This is a genomic window from Pseudomonas sp. NPDC089569, assembly GCF_050280625.1.
GTDB lineage: Bacteria > Pseudomonadota > Gammaproteobacteria > Pseudomonadales > Pseudomonadaceae > Aquipseudomonas.
The window spans coordinates 19,165-33,287 of the sequence record NZ_JBNNVQ010000027.1 but is presented as its reverse complement, the minus strand read 5'-3'; the positions used below and the strand labels follow the sequence as shown (position 1 = coordinate 33,287).

11 protein-coding genes are annotated in these 14,123 nt (G+C 62.4%); 7 read left to right on the top strand and 4 right to left on the bottom strand.

The features are described from left to right. Window positions 1-8 precede the first annotated feature (8 nt). The 4 genes from ACQKP2_RS13760 (at window position 9) to ACQKP2_RS13745 (ending at window position 5,303) form a co-directional block, all read left to right on the top strand. Window positions 9-1,385 carry a pyridoxal-phosphate dependent enzyme gene (locus tag ACQKP2_RS13760; protein WP_427577161.1) on the top strand — a complete coding sequence of 459 codons (1,377 nt, stop codon included), beginning with the start codon at window positions 9-11 and terminating at the stop codon, window positions 1,383-1,385. Further along, window positions 1,382-2,560, top strand: a complete 1,179-nt coding sequence (locus ACQKP2_RS13755; protein WP_427577160.1) for a trans-sulfuration enzyme family protein — start codon at window positions 1,382-1,384, stop codon at window positions 2,558-2,560. Before ACQKP2_RS13760 ends, ACQKP2_RS13755 begins: the two co-directional genes overlap by 4 nt. 497 nt (window positions 2,561-3,057) lie before the next feature. Beyond that, window positions 3,058-3,552, top strand: a complete 495-nt coding sequence (locus ACQKP2_RS13750) for a PaaI family thioesterase (RefSeq protein WP_427577159.1) — start codon at window positions 3,058-3,060, stop codon at window positions 3,550-3,552. A gap of 38 nt (window positions 3,553-3,590) precedes the next feature. Next, window positions 3,591-5,303: a diguanylate cyclase gene (locus ACQKP2_RS13745; RefSeq protein ID WP_427577158.1), complete on the top strand. Its 1,713-nt coding sequence runs from the start codon at window positions 3,591-3,593 to the stop codon at window positions 5,301-5,303. 38 nt (window positions 5,304-5,341) lie between these two features. Here ACQKP2_RS13745 and ACQKP2_RS13740 read toward each other — a convergent pair whose 3' ends face one another. Both ACQKP2_RS13740 and ACQKP2_RS13735 read right to left on the bottom strand, forming a co-directional pair. Then, complete coding sequence (locus ACQKP2_RS13740) at window positions 5,342-7,129, bottom strand: SulP family inorganic anion transporter (protein ID WP_427577156.1); 1,788 nt, start codon at window positions 7,127-7,129, stop codon at window positions 5,342-5,344. A 92-nt stretch (window positions 7,130-7,221) separates the two neighbouring features. Next, on the bottom strand, window positions 7,222-7,614 hold the full coding sequence (locus tag ACQKP2_RS13735) for a GFA family protein (protein WP_427577154.1): 393 nt from the start codon (window positions 7,612-7,614) through the stop codon (window positions 7,222-7,224). A gap of 150 nt (window positions 7,615-7,764) precedes the next feature. Between ACQKP2_RS13735 and ACQKP2_RS13730 the strand changes: the two genes are divergently transcribed. Continuing rightward, entirely contained in the window at window positions 7,765-8,220 is a 456-nt protein-coding gene (locus tag ACQKP2_RS13730; protein WP_427577153.1) for a hypothetical protein, read from the top strand. Between the two features lie 303 nt (window positions 8,221-8,523). Next, window positions 8,524-9,471, top strand: a complete 948-nt coding sequence (locus tag ACQKP2_RS13725) for a helix-turn-helix transcriptional regulator (protein ID WP_427577198.1) — start codon at window positions 8,524-8,526, stop codon at window positions 9,469-9,471. A gap of 271 nt (window positions 9,472-9,742) precedes the next feature. Here the strand turns inward: ACQKP2_RS13725 and ACQKP2_RS13720 are convergent, their stop codons facing one another. Both ACQKP2_RS13720 and ACQKP2_RS13715 read right to left on the bottom strand, forming a co-directional pair. Continuing rightward, on the bottom strand, window positions 9,743-11,656 hold the full coding sequence (locus tag ACQKP2_RS13720) for a tyrosine-protein phosphatase (RefSeq protein ID WP_427577152.1): 1,914 nt from the start codon (window positions 11,654-11,656) through the stop codon (window positions 9,743-9,745). An 86-nt stretch (window positions 11,657-11,742) separates the two neighbouring features. After that, window positions 11,743-13,269, bottom strand: a complete 1,527-nt coding sequence (locus tag ACQKP2_RS13715; RefSeq protein WP_427577151.1) for a PLP-dependent aminotransferase family protein — start codon at window positions 13,267-13,269, stop codon at window positions 11,743-11,745. A gap of 93 nt (window positions 13,270-13,362) precedes the next feature. Here ACQKP2_RS13715 and ACQKP2_RS13710 point away from each other — a divergent pair, with 93 nt between their 5' ends. Beyond that, entirely contained in the window at window positions 13,363-14,121 is a 759-nt protein-coding gene (locus tag ACQKP2_RS13710; RefSeq protein ID WP_427577150.1) for a sulfite exporter TauE/SafE family protein, read from the top strand. Window positions 14,122-14,123 lie beyond the last annotated feature (2 nt).

The following is a 14,123-nucleotide window of genomic DNA, read 5'->3' as shown; positions in this document are numbered from 1 at the left end:
GTGACGACATGCCGAACGACTCCCGCCCTGCCGTGCTCGAAATGATCGGCAACACGCCGCTGGTGCGTGTCAGCCGTTTCGATACCGGGCCCTGTACCCTGTTTCTCAAGCTCGAATCACAGAACCCCGGCGGCTCGATCAAGGATCGCATCGGCCTGGCAATGATCGACGCCGCCGAACGCGACGGGCGCCTCAAACCCGGCGGCACCATCGTCGAAGCCACCGCCGGCAATACCGGCCTGGGCCTGGCCCTGGTCGGCCGCGCCAAGGGCTACCGAGTAGTGCTGGTGGTGCCGGACAAGATGTCCACCGAGAAAGTCCTGCACCTCAAGGCGATGGGCGCCGAGGTGCACATCACCCGCTCCGATGTCGGCAAGGGCCACCCCGACTATTACCAGGACGTCGCCGCGCGCCTGGCCGGGGAAATTCCCGACGCTTTCTTTGCCGATCAATTCAACAATCCCGCCAACCCGCTGGCCCACGAATGCAGCACCGCGCCGGAGATCTGGGCACAGACCCAACATGATGTGGACGCCATTGTCGTCGGCGTCGGATCGGCCGGCACGCTGACCGGGCTGACCCGTTTCTTCAAACGGGTGCAACCGGATCTTGAGATGGTGCTGGCCGACCCGGTCGGTTCGGTGATGGCCCAATACAGCCGCAACGGCACCCTGGGCACGCCCGGTTCCTGGGCGGTGGAAGGCATCGGCGAAGACTTCATTCCGTCGATCACCGACCTGTCCAGCGTGCGCCATGCCTACTCCATCAGCGACGAAGAAAGCTTCGATCACGCTCGGCAACTGTTGCGCACCGAAGGCATTCTCGGCGGCTCGTCGACCGGCACCCTGCTGGCGGCGGCGTTGCGCTATTGCCGCGAGCAGACCCGGCCGAAACGGGTGGTCAGTTTTGTCTGCGACACCGGCACCCGTTACCTGTCCAAGGTCTACAACGATCAGTGGATGTCCGATCAGGGCCTGCTGCAAAGCAAGCGCTACGGCGACCTGCGCGACCTGATCGCACGACGTTTCGAGGACGGCCGGGTGATCAGCGTGGGTCCGGACGACACCCTGCTCACCGCGTTCCAGCGCATGCGCCTGGCGGACGTCTCGCAACTGCCGGTGCTGGTGGGCGGCAAGCGCCTGGTCGGCGTGATCGACGAATCCGACATTCTGCTGGGCGTGCAGAAAGGCGATTCGCACTTTCGCATGACGGTGACCAGCGCCATGACCGACAAACTGCAAACCCTGCCGCCCGATGCCAGCCTGGCGCAACTGGAAGCGGTGCTCGACCTCGGGCTGGTGGCGATCATCGCCGACGCCTCGGGTTTTCATGGCCTGATCACCCGGGTCGACATGCTCAACCATCTACGGAGATCCCTTGCATGAGCCAGCACGATGAAAATGCCGCGCCACGTGGTTTCGCCACCCGGGTGATCCATGCCGGTCAGACACCTGACCCGTCCACCGGCGCGCTGATGCCGCCGATCTACGCCAACTCCACCTACCTGCAACAGAGCCCCGGCGTGCACAAGGGCCTGGACTACGGGCGCTCGCACAACCCGACACGCTGGGCGCTGGAGCGCTGTGTGGCGGATCTGGAAGGCGGCACCCGGGCCTTCGCCTTCGCTTCCGGGCTGGCGACCATTTCCACGGTGCTCGAACTGCTCGACGTCGGCTCCCATGTCGTCTCCGGCAACGACCTGTACGGCGGGACGTTCCGCCTGTTCGACAAGGTGCGCCAGCGCAGTGCCGGGCATCGTTTCAGCTTCGTCGACCTGACAGACCTGGCCGCCTTCGAAGCGGCGTTGCAGGACGACACCCGCATGGTCATGGTCGAGACACCGAGCAACCCGCTGTTGCGCCTTACCGACCTGGCCGCCATCGCCCGTACCTGCCGTGACCGGGGCATCATCTGCGTGGCCGACAACACCTTCGCCAGCCCCTGGACCCAGCGCCCGCTGGAACTGGGGTTCGACATCGTGCTGCACTCGACCACCAAGTACCTCAACGGTCACTCCGATGTGATCGGCGGCATCGCCGTGGTCGGCCAGAACGCCGAACTGGCGGATCGCCTGGGCTTCCTGCAAAACGCGGTGGGCGCCATCGCCGGCCCGTTCGACGCCTTTCTCACCCTGCGCGGGGTGAAGACCCTGGCCTTGCGCATGGAACGCCACTGCAGCAATGCACTGGAGCTGGCGCAATGGCTGGAGCGTCAGCCGCAGGTCAAGCGTGTCTACTATCCCGGCCTGCCCTCGCACCCGCAGCACGAACTGGCGCGCAGGCAGATGCGCGGGTTCGGCGGGATGATCTCCGTCGACCTGAACACCGACCTCGCCGGCTCCCGGCGCTTCCTTGAAAACGTGCAGATTTTTGCCCTCGCCGAAAGCCTGGGCGGCGTGGAAAGCCTGATCGAGCACCCGGCGATCATGACCCACGCCACCATCCCCGCCGACACCCGCGCGCAACTGGGCATCGGCGATGCGCTGGTGCGGTTGTCGGTGGGGGTCGAGGATGTCGAAGACCTGCGCGCGGACCTGGCGCAGGCGCTGGCAACAATCTGACCCGCAAAAACAACCCGTAGGAGCCAGCGGTGCGACGATTCGACTTGCCGGCGAAGGCGTCTTTGACTGTGTCGCACGACGAAAAATCGCCTTCGCCGGCAAGCCTGGCTCCTACGGTATTTGGCTATGTTCACAAAATCGCGGTGAGTCGCAGCCTGGCGCCTACAGGGTATGGTTGCTGATCGTTCCCACGCTCTGCGTGGGAACGCCTCAACGGACGCTCTGCGTTCGGCTTTGGATGTTGGGACGCGGAGCGTCCCGGGCTGCATTCCCACGCAGAGCGTGGGAACGATCATCTGTAGGAGCCAGGCTTGCCGGCGAAGGCGGCCTGGCGTCATACGACACATTCAAAGGCACCTTCGCCTGTAGGAGCCAGGCTTGCCGGCGAAGGCGGCCTAGCGTCATACGATGCATTCAAAGACGCCTTCGCCGGCAAGCCCGGCTCCTACAGGTTATGGAGTATGGTTAGACTTTCCTTTTTTTCGGATCACCAAGACATGTCCACCCCCGAAACCTCCCTGCAAGACACCGCCGCGCCCGACGGCGTTTGCTACGGCTGCGGCAGCAGCAATCCCCATGGGTTGCACATCAAGAGCCACTGGCATGAAGACGGCGTGCATGTCATGGCCGAACATGTACCCGATGCCATGTATTGCGGCTGGCCGGATCTGGTCTATGGCGGGTTGATCGCGATGCTGGTCGATTGCCATTCGAACTGGACGGCCATGGCCTATCACTACCGCCAGGAACAGCGCGAAGTCGCCAGTTTGCCGCGCATCAACTGCGTCACCGGCAACCTGGGTATCAAATTCATCAAGCCGACGCCGATGGGCGTTGCGCTGACATTGCGGGCGAAAGTCGAAGGCGAGGTCGGTCGCAAGACCCGGGTGATCTGCGAGGTCTTCGCAGGCGATGTGCTGACGGCGGTCGGCGACTCGGTGTTTGTCCGGGTCGATACCGGGCAACTGGCCGATGCAGCCCATGGCCGTTAAGCACCATTCTTTCACCCGCGGCCTCAGTGAGGACACTTATGTCGATGCGTTCAGCGTTGCGCAAAGGCGTCTTGCGGGCCGGCACTCAGCCGAGACGAGTCGTCGTGGTGTGTTTTCTCGTCGTCTCGGCCATCACGACGGTACTGGCCTGTAGACAATATTGGGTGGTTTACCAGCGCGAGATGGATGCTCGCCAGTTCAACCTGCACTTGCAGGCCATTGCCATTGACTCCGCCGTGGCCGCCAACAAGAGCGAGTTGCGCGCGCTGCGCCGTTCGGCCGAAAACCTGCTGTTGAGCGAACGGCAGTCAGCCGTCATTACGAAGGATGTCGCGCCTGCGATATCCGCCGAGCAACGCCGCCTCCCCGTCTGGACCCTGGAGACCGAACCTGCGGATTCCTTGATTTCAGGAATAGGCGACGACCAGATACCGGCAATACCCGGCCTGGTACGCGAGCCGCGGCAGTTGTCTGAAGATCTGGTGCTTGCGCGCTTCATGAGCCAGATCTTGCCTGTACAGTTCCACAGCCGGGTGAGTATTGATCACGCCTTGTTCATTTCGACATCAGGATTGATCGTGACCTACCCGGCCGTCGAGGCCGAACAGATCACCCCCTTGCTCAGGCAATTCGCAGCCATGGTTCTCGTGGATTCGACTTCGAGACAGGCACGGGACTTCGATGCCGCCTTCAAAGTGGTCGAGAGGAATTTCGTCTTCAAAGGCCCCCGGTTGTTGCTCGGCACGCCTGTACTGTTCAATGAGTCGGTTCGAGGCGCGATTATTTTCGAGATACCGCAACAACGTCTTCAGGACTACATGCAAAGAACCACCCCGGTCGAGGAGTTGCATGCGCTGCTGGATGAACGGGGTGTCTTGCTGGGCTCCAATGAACCCGCATTTGACCGAAAAGAAGGCGACTGGCTGAAAACGACGCTGGGCTCATCATCGACCACGTCGATCTCGACGCTGTTCGAAAACCATTCCGGCTCCCTGCAGACCGATGCAGGCCTGTTGCTGTACCGGCAACTGCCCGAGTCGGGGTTGATGCTGGTCAACCTGATTCCCGACGCTGCGCTGCTCTGGGCCGTCGTTTCACAGTTCAGCACGCTGTTCATTGGTATCTGGATTCTGCTGGGACTGTTGATGGCCATGACGCTGTTCATCGTCGACCATTTGCTCAAAAGGGAACTGGCACTCAATGCGCGATTAAGGGATCTGGGGCTGGTAGATCCGTTGACCCAATTGGCCAACCGGCGCCGCTTGAAGTCCGACTTCGACCGACTGACCAAACGCCTGAAGGGTGAACATCCCATTTCGCTCCTGTTGCTGGACATCGACAGATTCAAGTCGATCAATGACAACTGGGGACATTCGGCGGGCGATGAAGTACTCAGGCATCTGGCGGCGCTATGTCGCGACTCGGTGCGTGTGCAGGACCTGGTGGCGCGGTACGGAGGCGAAGAATTCTGCGTGCTGCTGCCAGGCGTGACGCTCGCCGATGCCAGCACACGTGCCGAAGCGCTGCGCATGGCAATCAGCGATTCGGTGTGCGTCCCTGATGAAAAGTCCATGCTGAGCTCGGCGCCTTCAAGAGAGGTGCGCCTGACTGTCTCCATTGGCGTAGCGGAGTTGCTCAGCGATGCTTGCAGCGACCTCGATGCGCTGCTGGCCAAGACTGATCGACGCCTGTATGCAGCCAAGCAGAATGGTCGAAATCGTGTGATCAGCGATGACCTGCTGACGGTTTAGACCGTGGATCAAACAGTGGCCCGGTTACACGCATCCGATCAATCTTCGTTCTCGCGACTCAACCCGTCCGCGGGATACAGCGCAAGGAAATGGTTGACCGCCGAGCCGATGGTCGGGAAAAACGCCGCTTCACCCAGCCGGGCGAAGAGCCCGAAACGCTTGAGCTTGTCCTTGACCGGGTCTTTCATCTCGGCCAGGCACATTTCGATACCGGCTGCTTGCAAGGCCTGGTCCAGTTCGTCGAGCATGTCCGCAGAGGTCACATCCACACTGGTCACCGGCTCCGCTGCAATCACCAGCCAGCGTACCGGCGTGGGCGATGCAGCGACCGCGTCCAGCACGCGTTCATGGAACAACTCGGCGTTGGCGAAGAACAGCGGCGCATCCCAGCGAAACAGGACCAGGCCTGGGATGAGCCGGGCGTCGGGATAGCGGCTGATGTCATGGTAGCCCTGGACGCCCTCGGCACGGCCCAACACCGCGGAGTACGGACGCCAGCCATCCCAAAGGAATTCGACCACGGCGATCACGATGGCAATGCCGATCCCCTCGATAGCGCCAAACACGGCCACGCCGACCGTACAGGCAATCGACAACCAGAACTCCCAGCGCTGGATACGATAAATGCGGCGCAGGTCGCCGACCTCGATCAGGCCGATGGCGGAGGCGATCACCACGGCCGCCAGTGCGCTGGTGGGCAAGTGTTTGAGCAAGTCCGGAGCGAGCACCAGCAGCAAGGCAACCGCCAGCGCACCGACGACGCCGGTCAATTGGGTCCTGGCACCGGCGGCTTCGGCCACGGGGGTTCGCGATGAACTGCTGCTGATGGGAAACCCCTGAAAAAAACCCGCCGCCAGGTTGGCGACACCCAGCCCGACCATTTCCTGATTGGGGTCTACATAGGTACGGGTCCGCGCCGCATAGACACGCGACAGCACGCTGGTGTCGGCGAACGAAACCAGCGCGACGGCGCAGCCGCCGATCAGCACCGGGACCAGGTCGGTGCTGGTGATCCAGGGAATGGCGAATGCCGGCAGCCCCTGCGGCAGGGAGCCGAGAACCTTCACCCCGGCGCGCGCGGCAAGGTCCAGCATACCGACGGCGACGGTCGCCCCCGCCACGGCAATCAGAATGCCCGGTACGCGCTTATGCTTCTTGAGCAGCAGGATCACCACCAGGGTAGCGGCACCGACCGCAAAGGTGGTCCAGTTGGTTTTGCCCTCCATGATTGCCTTGGCAATGGCCCACAGATTTCGCAGCGGTCCTTCGGCATCGATGGAAAAACCGAAGAATTTCGGCAACTGGCTGATCAGTACCGTCAACGCTATACCGTTCATGTAGCCGTAGCGAATCGGTTTGGAAAGCAGCTCGGTGATAAAGCCCAGGCGCGCGATGCCGGCCAATATGCACACCGCCCCCGAAACGATCGCCATCATCGCCGCCAACGCGATTGCGCGCTGCGGATCGCCGCCGGACAGCGGCAGGATCACCGCGAGAATCACCGCGGCCAACGAGGAATCAGGCCCCAGCACCAGAATGCGACTGGGCCCGAACAACGCATAGGCCAGCAGCGGAACGATGGTCGCATACAGGCCATAGATACCGGGTACGCCCGATGCCACCGCGTAGGCGATACCGACGGGCACCAGCATGGTCGTCAGTACCAGCCCGGCGACAAGGTCATTGCGCAACCAGGCCAGTTGATAGGAGCGCAGCGTTTGCAACCCCGGCAACCAGCGGCGCCAGCGGCCCTGATCGTCATCGTTAGCCCGGCGGGCAATCCGGCCCGGTTCCGGGCTGGTAGACGCAGAATCGGAATGGCTCATGGGATCGTGGCCTATGGCTGTGTCGCGACAGGGAGGGCTATCGGCGTGAGTCTAGTTCACCTCCCTGACATTCGGCGTGTCGCTCGCGTCAGCTACTCCTCAAGGCGCCCTGTCGTTTCACGATCGCGCTCATATCGCCGGGCCAGCGCAAACGGCGGCAACCAGGACTCGCGACGCACCACCCAGCTTTCATAGGTAGGCGTCAGTTGATCGGGAGCATCCAGGGACCCGAGGTTGACCTCGATTTCATCTCCCGAACGCGAGAACACCGAAGATCCGCAACGTGGACAGAAGAACCGCCCGGCATAGTCGCGTGTTTCACCCTGGATCGTAACGGCGTCCTGGGGGAATATCGCGGAGGCGTGAAAAAGCGCCCCATGAAACTTGCGGCAGTCCAGACAATGACAAAGACCGACCCGGTAGGGACGGCCCGACGCCACCAGTCGAACCTCGCCACACAGGCAACCACCCTCGAATCGTTCCATCGCTTTCCCTCCTGCACCGACATAAGTTGAAAACGGCCGTTATCGACGCAGGCCGCAGCATTTTCGCGACAAAAGCGCGCCAATCGACGACGCGTATCCGCTTGCACCAGCTAATCTCCCATGACACTCATTCAGCACAGGAGTTTGGCCATGAAGTTCACACACGCGGTTGTAGCGCTCCTGGTTACCACCAGTCTCTTCGGTTGCGCGTCATCAGGTTCCAAGCAGAGCACGTCGGTCACCTTGAACGCCAGCCGCCAGAATGCCGGCCAGATCGGCAATGTGGCGCTGTCCGACTGGGGCAAGGAGACCGGGCTCAGCTTCTTTGTCAGCGGTGTTCCCACCGGCACGGCCCTGCCCGTGCGCCTCTACAGTTTCATCAATAAAGGCAGCTGCGAGAAACCGGGCCCTGTCGCGTACGCCATGAATGACAAGGTCAACACCGAACGCTCGCCGATTCGTGGCTGGACCTTTTCACGAAGCGCACCGATCACATTGTCCCAACTGGTTGCCGGTGATTACTCCATCGTCGTGCGAAGCGCGGCGACCGATGGCAACGTCGATCTCTTCTGCGGGGATGTTCCCCATGAAGGCACGATGAAATAACCCGTTCAACGACTTCGACTGTCCCTCTGGCACCTGACCGCCACGGGTACAGCGGATCATCGGCACGCTGTCAGTGGTGCGGAGCCTGTGCGCCAGTGCAAAGGCTGAATCGAGCCCGATCCGGGAAACAGGAAAGTGCCTGTCACCCGCCTGTCATTCGCGCCTGATAGCTTCTTCGCGTTTTGCCATTCGTAACGCCACCCATCGACAACGTCCGAACCAGGGCTTCGTCCGCCCATCGAGGTGATATTCAAGGTGTACTCCAGCCCGACACACAAGCAAATCATCCTGCGATCCGATGACATGCGCAGCGACGACTTCGGCGCACTGTTCTCGAAAATGTTCGGCAACCGCTATGACGATGCTTCACCACCGCCGAAAGACATCATCATCGGTGGTGTCTACGGCAGGCACGACGGCGTCAGCTTTCGCCGCATGCACTACCGGGGAGACTTCACGGTCAACTTTCCCGATCCCTTTGACGAAATCACCTTCGTCATCCCCACCGCCGGCACCATCATCTTCAACCACGCCACCGAATCCGTGGGTTTTTCACGGGTCGGTCTGGCCATCGACAAGGCCGACATCCGCTCCGTGCGCTTTGTCGACAATCATGCGCAGCACGGGATTTCGATCAGGCGCGCGCTGCTCACCGAGCGCCTCTCTACCTTGCTGGGCAGGCCGATCCTGGAAAAGATCGTGTTCGAGCCGACGGTAGACCTGCAGGTTTGCGCGTTCCAGGGCATCCGGGCGTTGGTTGAAATGGCGACGGGAACCGGGTTTGACCAGTTGATGAACACGGGTTCGCTGATGCCCTCACGCCTTCAGGAAATGCTGATCGATGCGGTGCTGGAAACCTGGCCGCACAACTTCACCGAAGCCCTTCGCCGCCCCGCTCCACTCATCGCGCCACGTCATGTGAGGCTGGCCGTGGAATACATCCGCGAACACCCCGACAATCTGCTCAGCAGCACCGAGCTGGCCCGACTGACCAACGTCAGCCTGCGTGCATTGCAAGAAGGGTTCAAACACTTCGTCGGCACGTCGATCGTTGCCTACCAGCGGCAAGTGCGCCTGGAGCGTGCTCATGCCGAGCTGACGCAGGGCGCCTCGCCGTCGGTGACCGACGTGGCCCTGCGATATGGTTTCAGCAACGTCGGCAGGTTTTGCCAATATTTCCAGAGTGCCTACGGCATCAGCCCCGCGGACGCGAGAAGAGGCCGACGAACCCATCCTGCATTCGACGCATAACATAATCTGTAGGAGCCAGGCTTGCCGGCGAAGGCGTTTTCAATGGCAACGCATGACGCAAGGCCGCCTTCGCGGGCAAGCCTCGCTCCTACGGAATTGAGTCGTTCACGAATCCCGCAATCGACACATGACCTGTAGGAGCCAGGCTTGCCGGCGAAGGCGCCAGAACAGTCAGCACCGATGTTGAATGTACCGGCCTCTTCGCGGGCAAGTCGGATCGCCGCACCGCTCGCTCCTACGGTTTTGTGTCGCTCACAGGGGGGTGACCACGTCAGAACAGGTAACTGGCCTTCAGACCACCACTGAAACCATGGCTATCGCCACCACCGCTGGCACCAACCTCCGCACCCACGCTCAACGCCCCCAGCGTCGCCATGAGATTGACGCCGCCGGTGAACTGATCGCGATTGTCGAAGGCCGCACGCTGTTCAATGTCCAGCCCCAGCAAGTGTCCCTGGCTGTCGACTTCATGGTCGCCCAGTACATGCTCGTAACCCACCTGCACACCCGGCACCAGTTGCCACGCACCCGCACCGATCGAGGCGAACGACAGGTCAAGGTTGGCAAAGGCGCTGCGGCGGGTTTCATGAATGCCGTCGACATCCAGGGCCAGTTCGCTGCCCTTCTCCTGGAAGCCCGACAGGTCCAGATGACTGATCCGCGTGCCAAGGCTCGGCTCCAGAATCATGCCGCTCACCGGCAGGCGGTAGCCCAGCGCCAGGCTTGCTCCACTGAGGTTGCCATGGCTGTCGCCCTTGGCCGTACCCAGCCCGCCACCCAGCTCGCGCTTGCTGTCGTAGTCGAGCCAGCCGGTACTGGCGTTGACGTCGACATACAGGCCCTGCTCCAGGCCATCGAAGGCGTATCGCGTACCGGCCTTGATGAAGGTCAGGTCGGTATCCGCCTCGCCACCCGCCCCGCCGACGTTGCCACGACTGTAGCCGAACCCGGCATGGGCACTGAGTTGTTCGGAGAAGCGCTGGGTCAGGCCGACCATCATCCCCTGGCTATGCTCGTTGCTGCTGGCGGCCTGGGACGAACCGTCGGTGCCCAGATAGCCCGCCAGTGCCGTGCTCCACAAGCGATACTGCCCGACCTTGAGGTCCGTGCCGTGGGTATAGGGTGCAGCGGCCTGATCGATCAAGGCGTCCTGGCGCAGCAGGTAGCTGGCGGCATCGGCATGGACCTGACCGCCGACGGTGGATTCGACACCGCCAAGGCTGCCGACATCGATGGCCGATTGCAGGTAATAGTTGTAGTCGCTGTAGGTGCCCGACAGGCTGCTGTTCTGTAATTGCTGCAGCAACCGGGCACCGGCGGCGGCGTTGCCAAGCAACCCTTGCTGGCCAGGCAGGCTGTTGTACTCGACCATCTTGCCGCGCAGCACATAGATGGTTTCCTGGGACAAGCCCAGACCTTGCTTGAGGTAGTTGTCCATGCTGCCGTATTGCGCAGTCACCTGATCCAGTCCCGCCTGCAGGTAACTGGCATCCACGCCCAACAACGGCGCATAGATCGCCGCCATGCTGGGAGGCATCGCCGCCAGTGTCGCCGCCACACGCGCGGCGGTGTACTGGTTGGTGGCCAGGTAGTTGCTCATGATCGTGGCGCTGTCGACCCCGGCGATGCTCAACAGCACGGCGGCGGTCCAGCCGGTGCGGTCCTTGCCGGCGGTGCAATGGAACAACGCGGCGCCGTCGACCCCGGCCAGCTCATTGAACAGCTTGCCGAACTGGCTGCGCATGCCGGCATCGCTGACGAATGCCCGATTGGTGTCCTGCATCATGGCAATGGCTTCGGCGGCGCTGTGGAACGAGACGGTGGTGACGTTCGAACCGGACGTGGTGGCGCCGATAATGTCGATATTGGTGTAGCTCGCCCCGCTGGGCAGGGTGTCGGGCGTGGCGGCGATCTCACTGGGCGTGCGCAGGTCGTAGACCGCCTTGATGCCCAGGCTGTTCAGGGTGGCCAGGTCCGCCGCAGAAGGCGTCAACGCATTGGAACGATAGAACACCCCGCTACGCATCGTGCCGTCATTGGCCGTGGTGTACGCCGTGGTGGTGCCGGCGATATCGCGGAAGTTGTCGATGCTGCGCAGGCGCGGAGTGTCGAGCGGTTCAGCCGCCTGGGCGACAGCGATGGACAGGCTTAGAGCGGACAGCGAAAACAGAACACGTTGGAACACGATACAGCCTCATTGAAAACCCGTTGGGCTGGCTAATATCGGTGGCCAAATACGACTGAATGTTACAAATTCCCGCCGAATGGAAATCAGTGCGCGATCTGTCCGGACGCTGCGTTTTCTGTCCGTACCTGCGCATTGGAATCACCCCTGACCTGGCCAATCACCTCGGCAAGTACACGAACACCCTCCTCGATCTGCTGGGTCATCAGGCCCGCATACCCCAGAATCAGCCCTGCCGCTCGCTCCTGAGCCACCGCCACGGGGTTGGCGTACAGCGGCGACAGCGGATAAACGCCGATACCGCGCTCCAGCGCAAGCGCTTGCAATACAGGCTCGTCCTGCGGGCCAAGCCCCGGCAACAGCAGGACGCCATGCAGACCGGCAGACAACCCGACCAGTTGCCCCTGCCCGGCCAGATGCTGCTCGACAGACGCCAGCAGCACGTTTCGTCGCCGTTCGTTCTCCCGCCGCAGGCGACGCACGTGACGCTCGTAAGTGCCGCTTTCGATCAACGAGGCGAGTACATCCTGCTCCCAGCGTGGCGCGTGGCGATCGGTCAAGCGCTTGGCCTGTCGAAACACCCCGATCAATGGGCGCGGAAGCACCAGGTAGCCCAGTCGCAACTGCGGCGAAAGGGCCTTGGAAAAAGTGCCGACGTAGATCACCCGGGCATCGGTGTCCATCGATTGCAGCGCATCGATGGGCCGCTGGCCATAGCGAAACTCGCCACCGTAGTCGTCCTCGATGATCCATGCCCGATGCCGGCTCGCCCAGTCCAGCAGTTGCAGACGCCGTGCCACGGGAAGCACCGCGCCCATCGGGAACTGGTGCGATGGTGTCACGTAGGCCAAACGCACACGCTCATCTTCGGGCAGCGCGCCGGTGTCGAGCCCGCCGGCATCGACAGGGACAGGCAGCGCCATCGCCCCCGTGGCTGCAAAGCAATAGCGGGCCATGCGGTAGCCTGGATCTTCAAAGACGAAGGTATCCTGCGGGTTCAGCAACAGCCGCGCACACAGATCAAGCCCCTGCTGCGAGCCATGCACGATGAGTATCTGCTCGACATCGCAGACCAGGCCGCGAGCACGACGCAGGTAGCCTTGCAAGGCACTGCGCAAACGCACCTGCCCTTCGGGTTGATCGTTACCCGGCTGGCGCTTGACCAGTTCGGCACTGTAGGCACGCTGCCAGCCCAGCGCCGGGAAATCCCTGGAAGCGACTGCGCCGTAGCGGAAATCGATACGGGCCCCTGGTGATGCCATGCTGTACGGCGAGATGCCGGCCACCCGCTGCCCGTACAGGGAAAGCGCAGGTGGCGCGTCCATGTTTGCTGCCGACTCCGTTTTGCGCTGACCGCCTCGGGCCGTCACCAGGTCCGCGACCTGTGCGGCCTTTCCCGACGACGTGACGACAAAACCCTCGGCAGCCAGTTGCTCGTAGGCCGCCGTCACCGTGGTTCGCGAAACCCCGAGTTCTGACGCCAGAACCCGTGTCGATTGCAGCTTGGCCCCCGCTGCCAGCACGCCCTCTTCGATCTGCGCGCGCAGCCTGGCGTAGATGCGGTGTTGCGCGCCACGGGATGAAGCATCGGGACTGGCTGCAAACTGGCCCATGGAAAAACCTCGAAACTGGCACTTTTCACGGTGCAGGTGGTGCTTGAGATTATGGGTCCACACCCGCACGAAATGAACCCCGGAGACAGCACCTTGGAACTGACCGTTACCACGCTCCTTGTCACCTTCGCCGGCGTCTTTCTGATTTGCTTCATGAAGGGCGCATTCGGTGGCGGCTTCGCCATTGTCGGCATCCCGCTGCTGTCACTGGTGATGGACCCGATCACCGCCGGCGGCCTGCTCGCGCCCCTGTTCATCGCCATGGACCTGTTCGGCCTGCGCTACTGGAAACCGTCCACCTGGTCCAAACCGGACCTGAAGTTGCTGGTTCCCGGCCTGGTCGTCGGCATCGGCATGGGCTACCTGCTCTTTCGTGTACTGGACCATCGCGCGGTCGCCATTGTCATGGCGAGCGTGACCCTGGTGTTTGTCGGGCTGTGGTTCAAGGCTGGCGCAGAAGTTAGGGTTCGCCCGCGCTCATCGCCCAAAGCGGTGGCTGCCGGCATCACCTCGGGCATCACCACCATGGTGGCGCATTCCGGTGGGCCGCCGCTGGCGATCTACCTGCTGCCACTGGGCCTGAGCAAGCAGGTGTATGCCGGGACCACCAGCATGTTCTTCACCGTGGGCAACCTGCTCAAGGCTGCGCCCTGGCTGCTGCTGGCCAGGCCGACGGGCAACGTGCTGACCCTGGCGGGCATTTGCCTGCTCGCCGTGCCCTGCGGCGTCTGGCTCGGCTGGCGCCTGCACGCAAGGCTGGATCAGCGCCAGATGTACCGTGTCTGTTACGGCTTGCTGGTGGTCACGGCCTTCAAGCTGCTGTGGGACGGGGTGTCGGGCTATATCGCCTGAAC

What these genes read in the sequence shown, in the direction of transcription:
- ACQKP2_RS13760 (WP_427577161.1), top strand. Translation starts at nt 9, where the DNA reads ATGCCGAACGACTCCCGCCCTGCCGTGCTCGAAATGATCGGCAACACG.
- ACQKP2_RS13740 (WP_427577156.1), bottom strand. Translation starts at nt 7,129, where the DNA reads ATGAGCCATTCCGATTCTGCGTCTACCAGCCCGGAACCGGGCCGGATT.
- ACQKP2_RS13725 (WP_427577198.1), top strand. Translation starts at nt 8,524, where the DNA reads ATGCGCAGCGACGACTTCGGCGCACTGTTCTCGAAAATGTTCGGCAAC.
- ACQKP2_RS13750 (WP_427577159.1), top strand. Translation starts at nt 3,058, where the DNA reads ATGTCCACCCCCGAAACCTCCCTGCAAGACACCGCCGCGCCCGACGGC.
- ACQKP2_RS13745 (WP_427577158.1), top strand. Translation starts at nt 3,591, where the DNA reads ATGTCGATGCGTTCAGCGTTGCGCAAAGGCGTCTTGCGGGCCGGCACT.
- ACQKP2_RS13735 (WP_427577154.1), bottom strand. Translation starts at nt 7,614, where the DNA reads ATGGAACGATTCGAGGGTGGTTGCCTGTGTGGCGAGGTTCGACTGGTG.
- ACQKP2_RS13755 (WP_427577160.1), top strand. Translation starts at nt 1,382, where the DNA reads ATGAGCCAGCACGATGAAAATGCCGCGCCACGTGGTTTCGCCACCCGG.
- ACQKP2_RS13730 (WP_427577153.1), top strand. Translation starts at nt 7,765, where the DNA reads ATGAAGTTCACACACGCGGTTGTAGCGCTCCTGGTTACCACCAGTCTC.
- ACQKP2_RS13715 (WP_427577151.1), bottom strand. Translation starts at nt 13,269, where the DNA reads ATGGGCCAGTTTGCAGCCAGTCCCGATGCTTCATCCCGTGGCGCGCAA.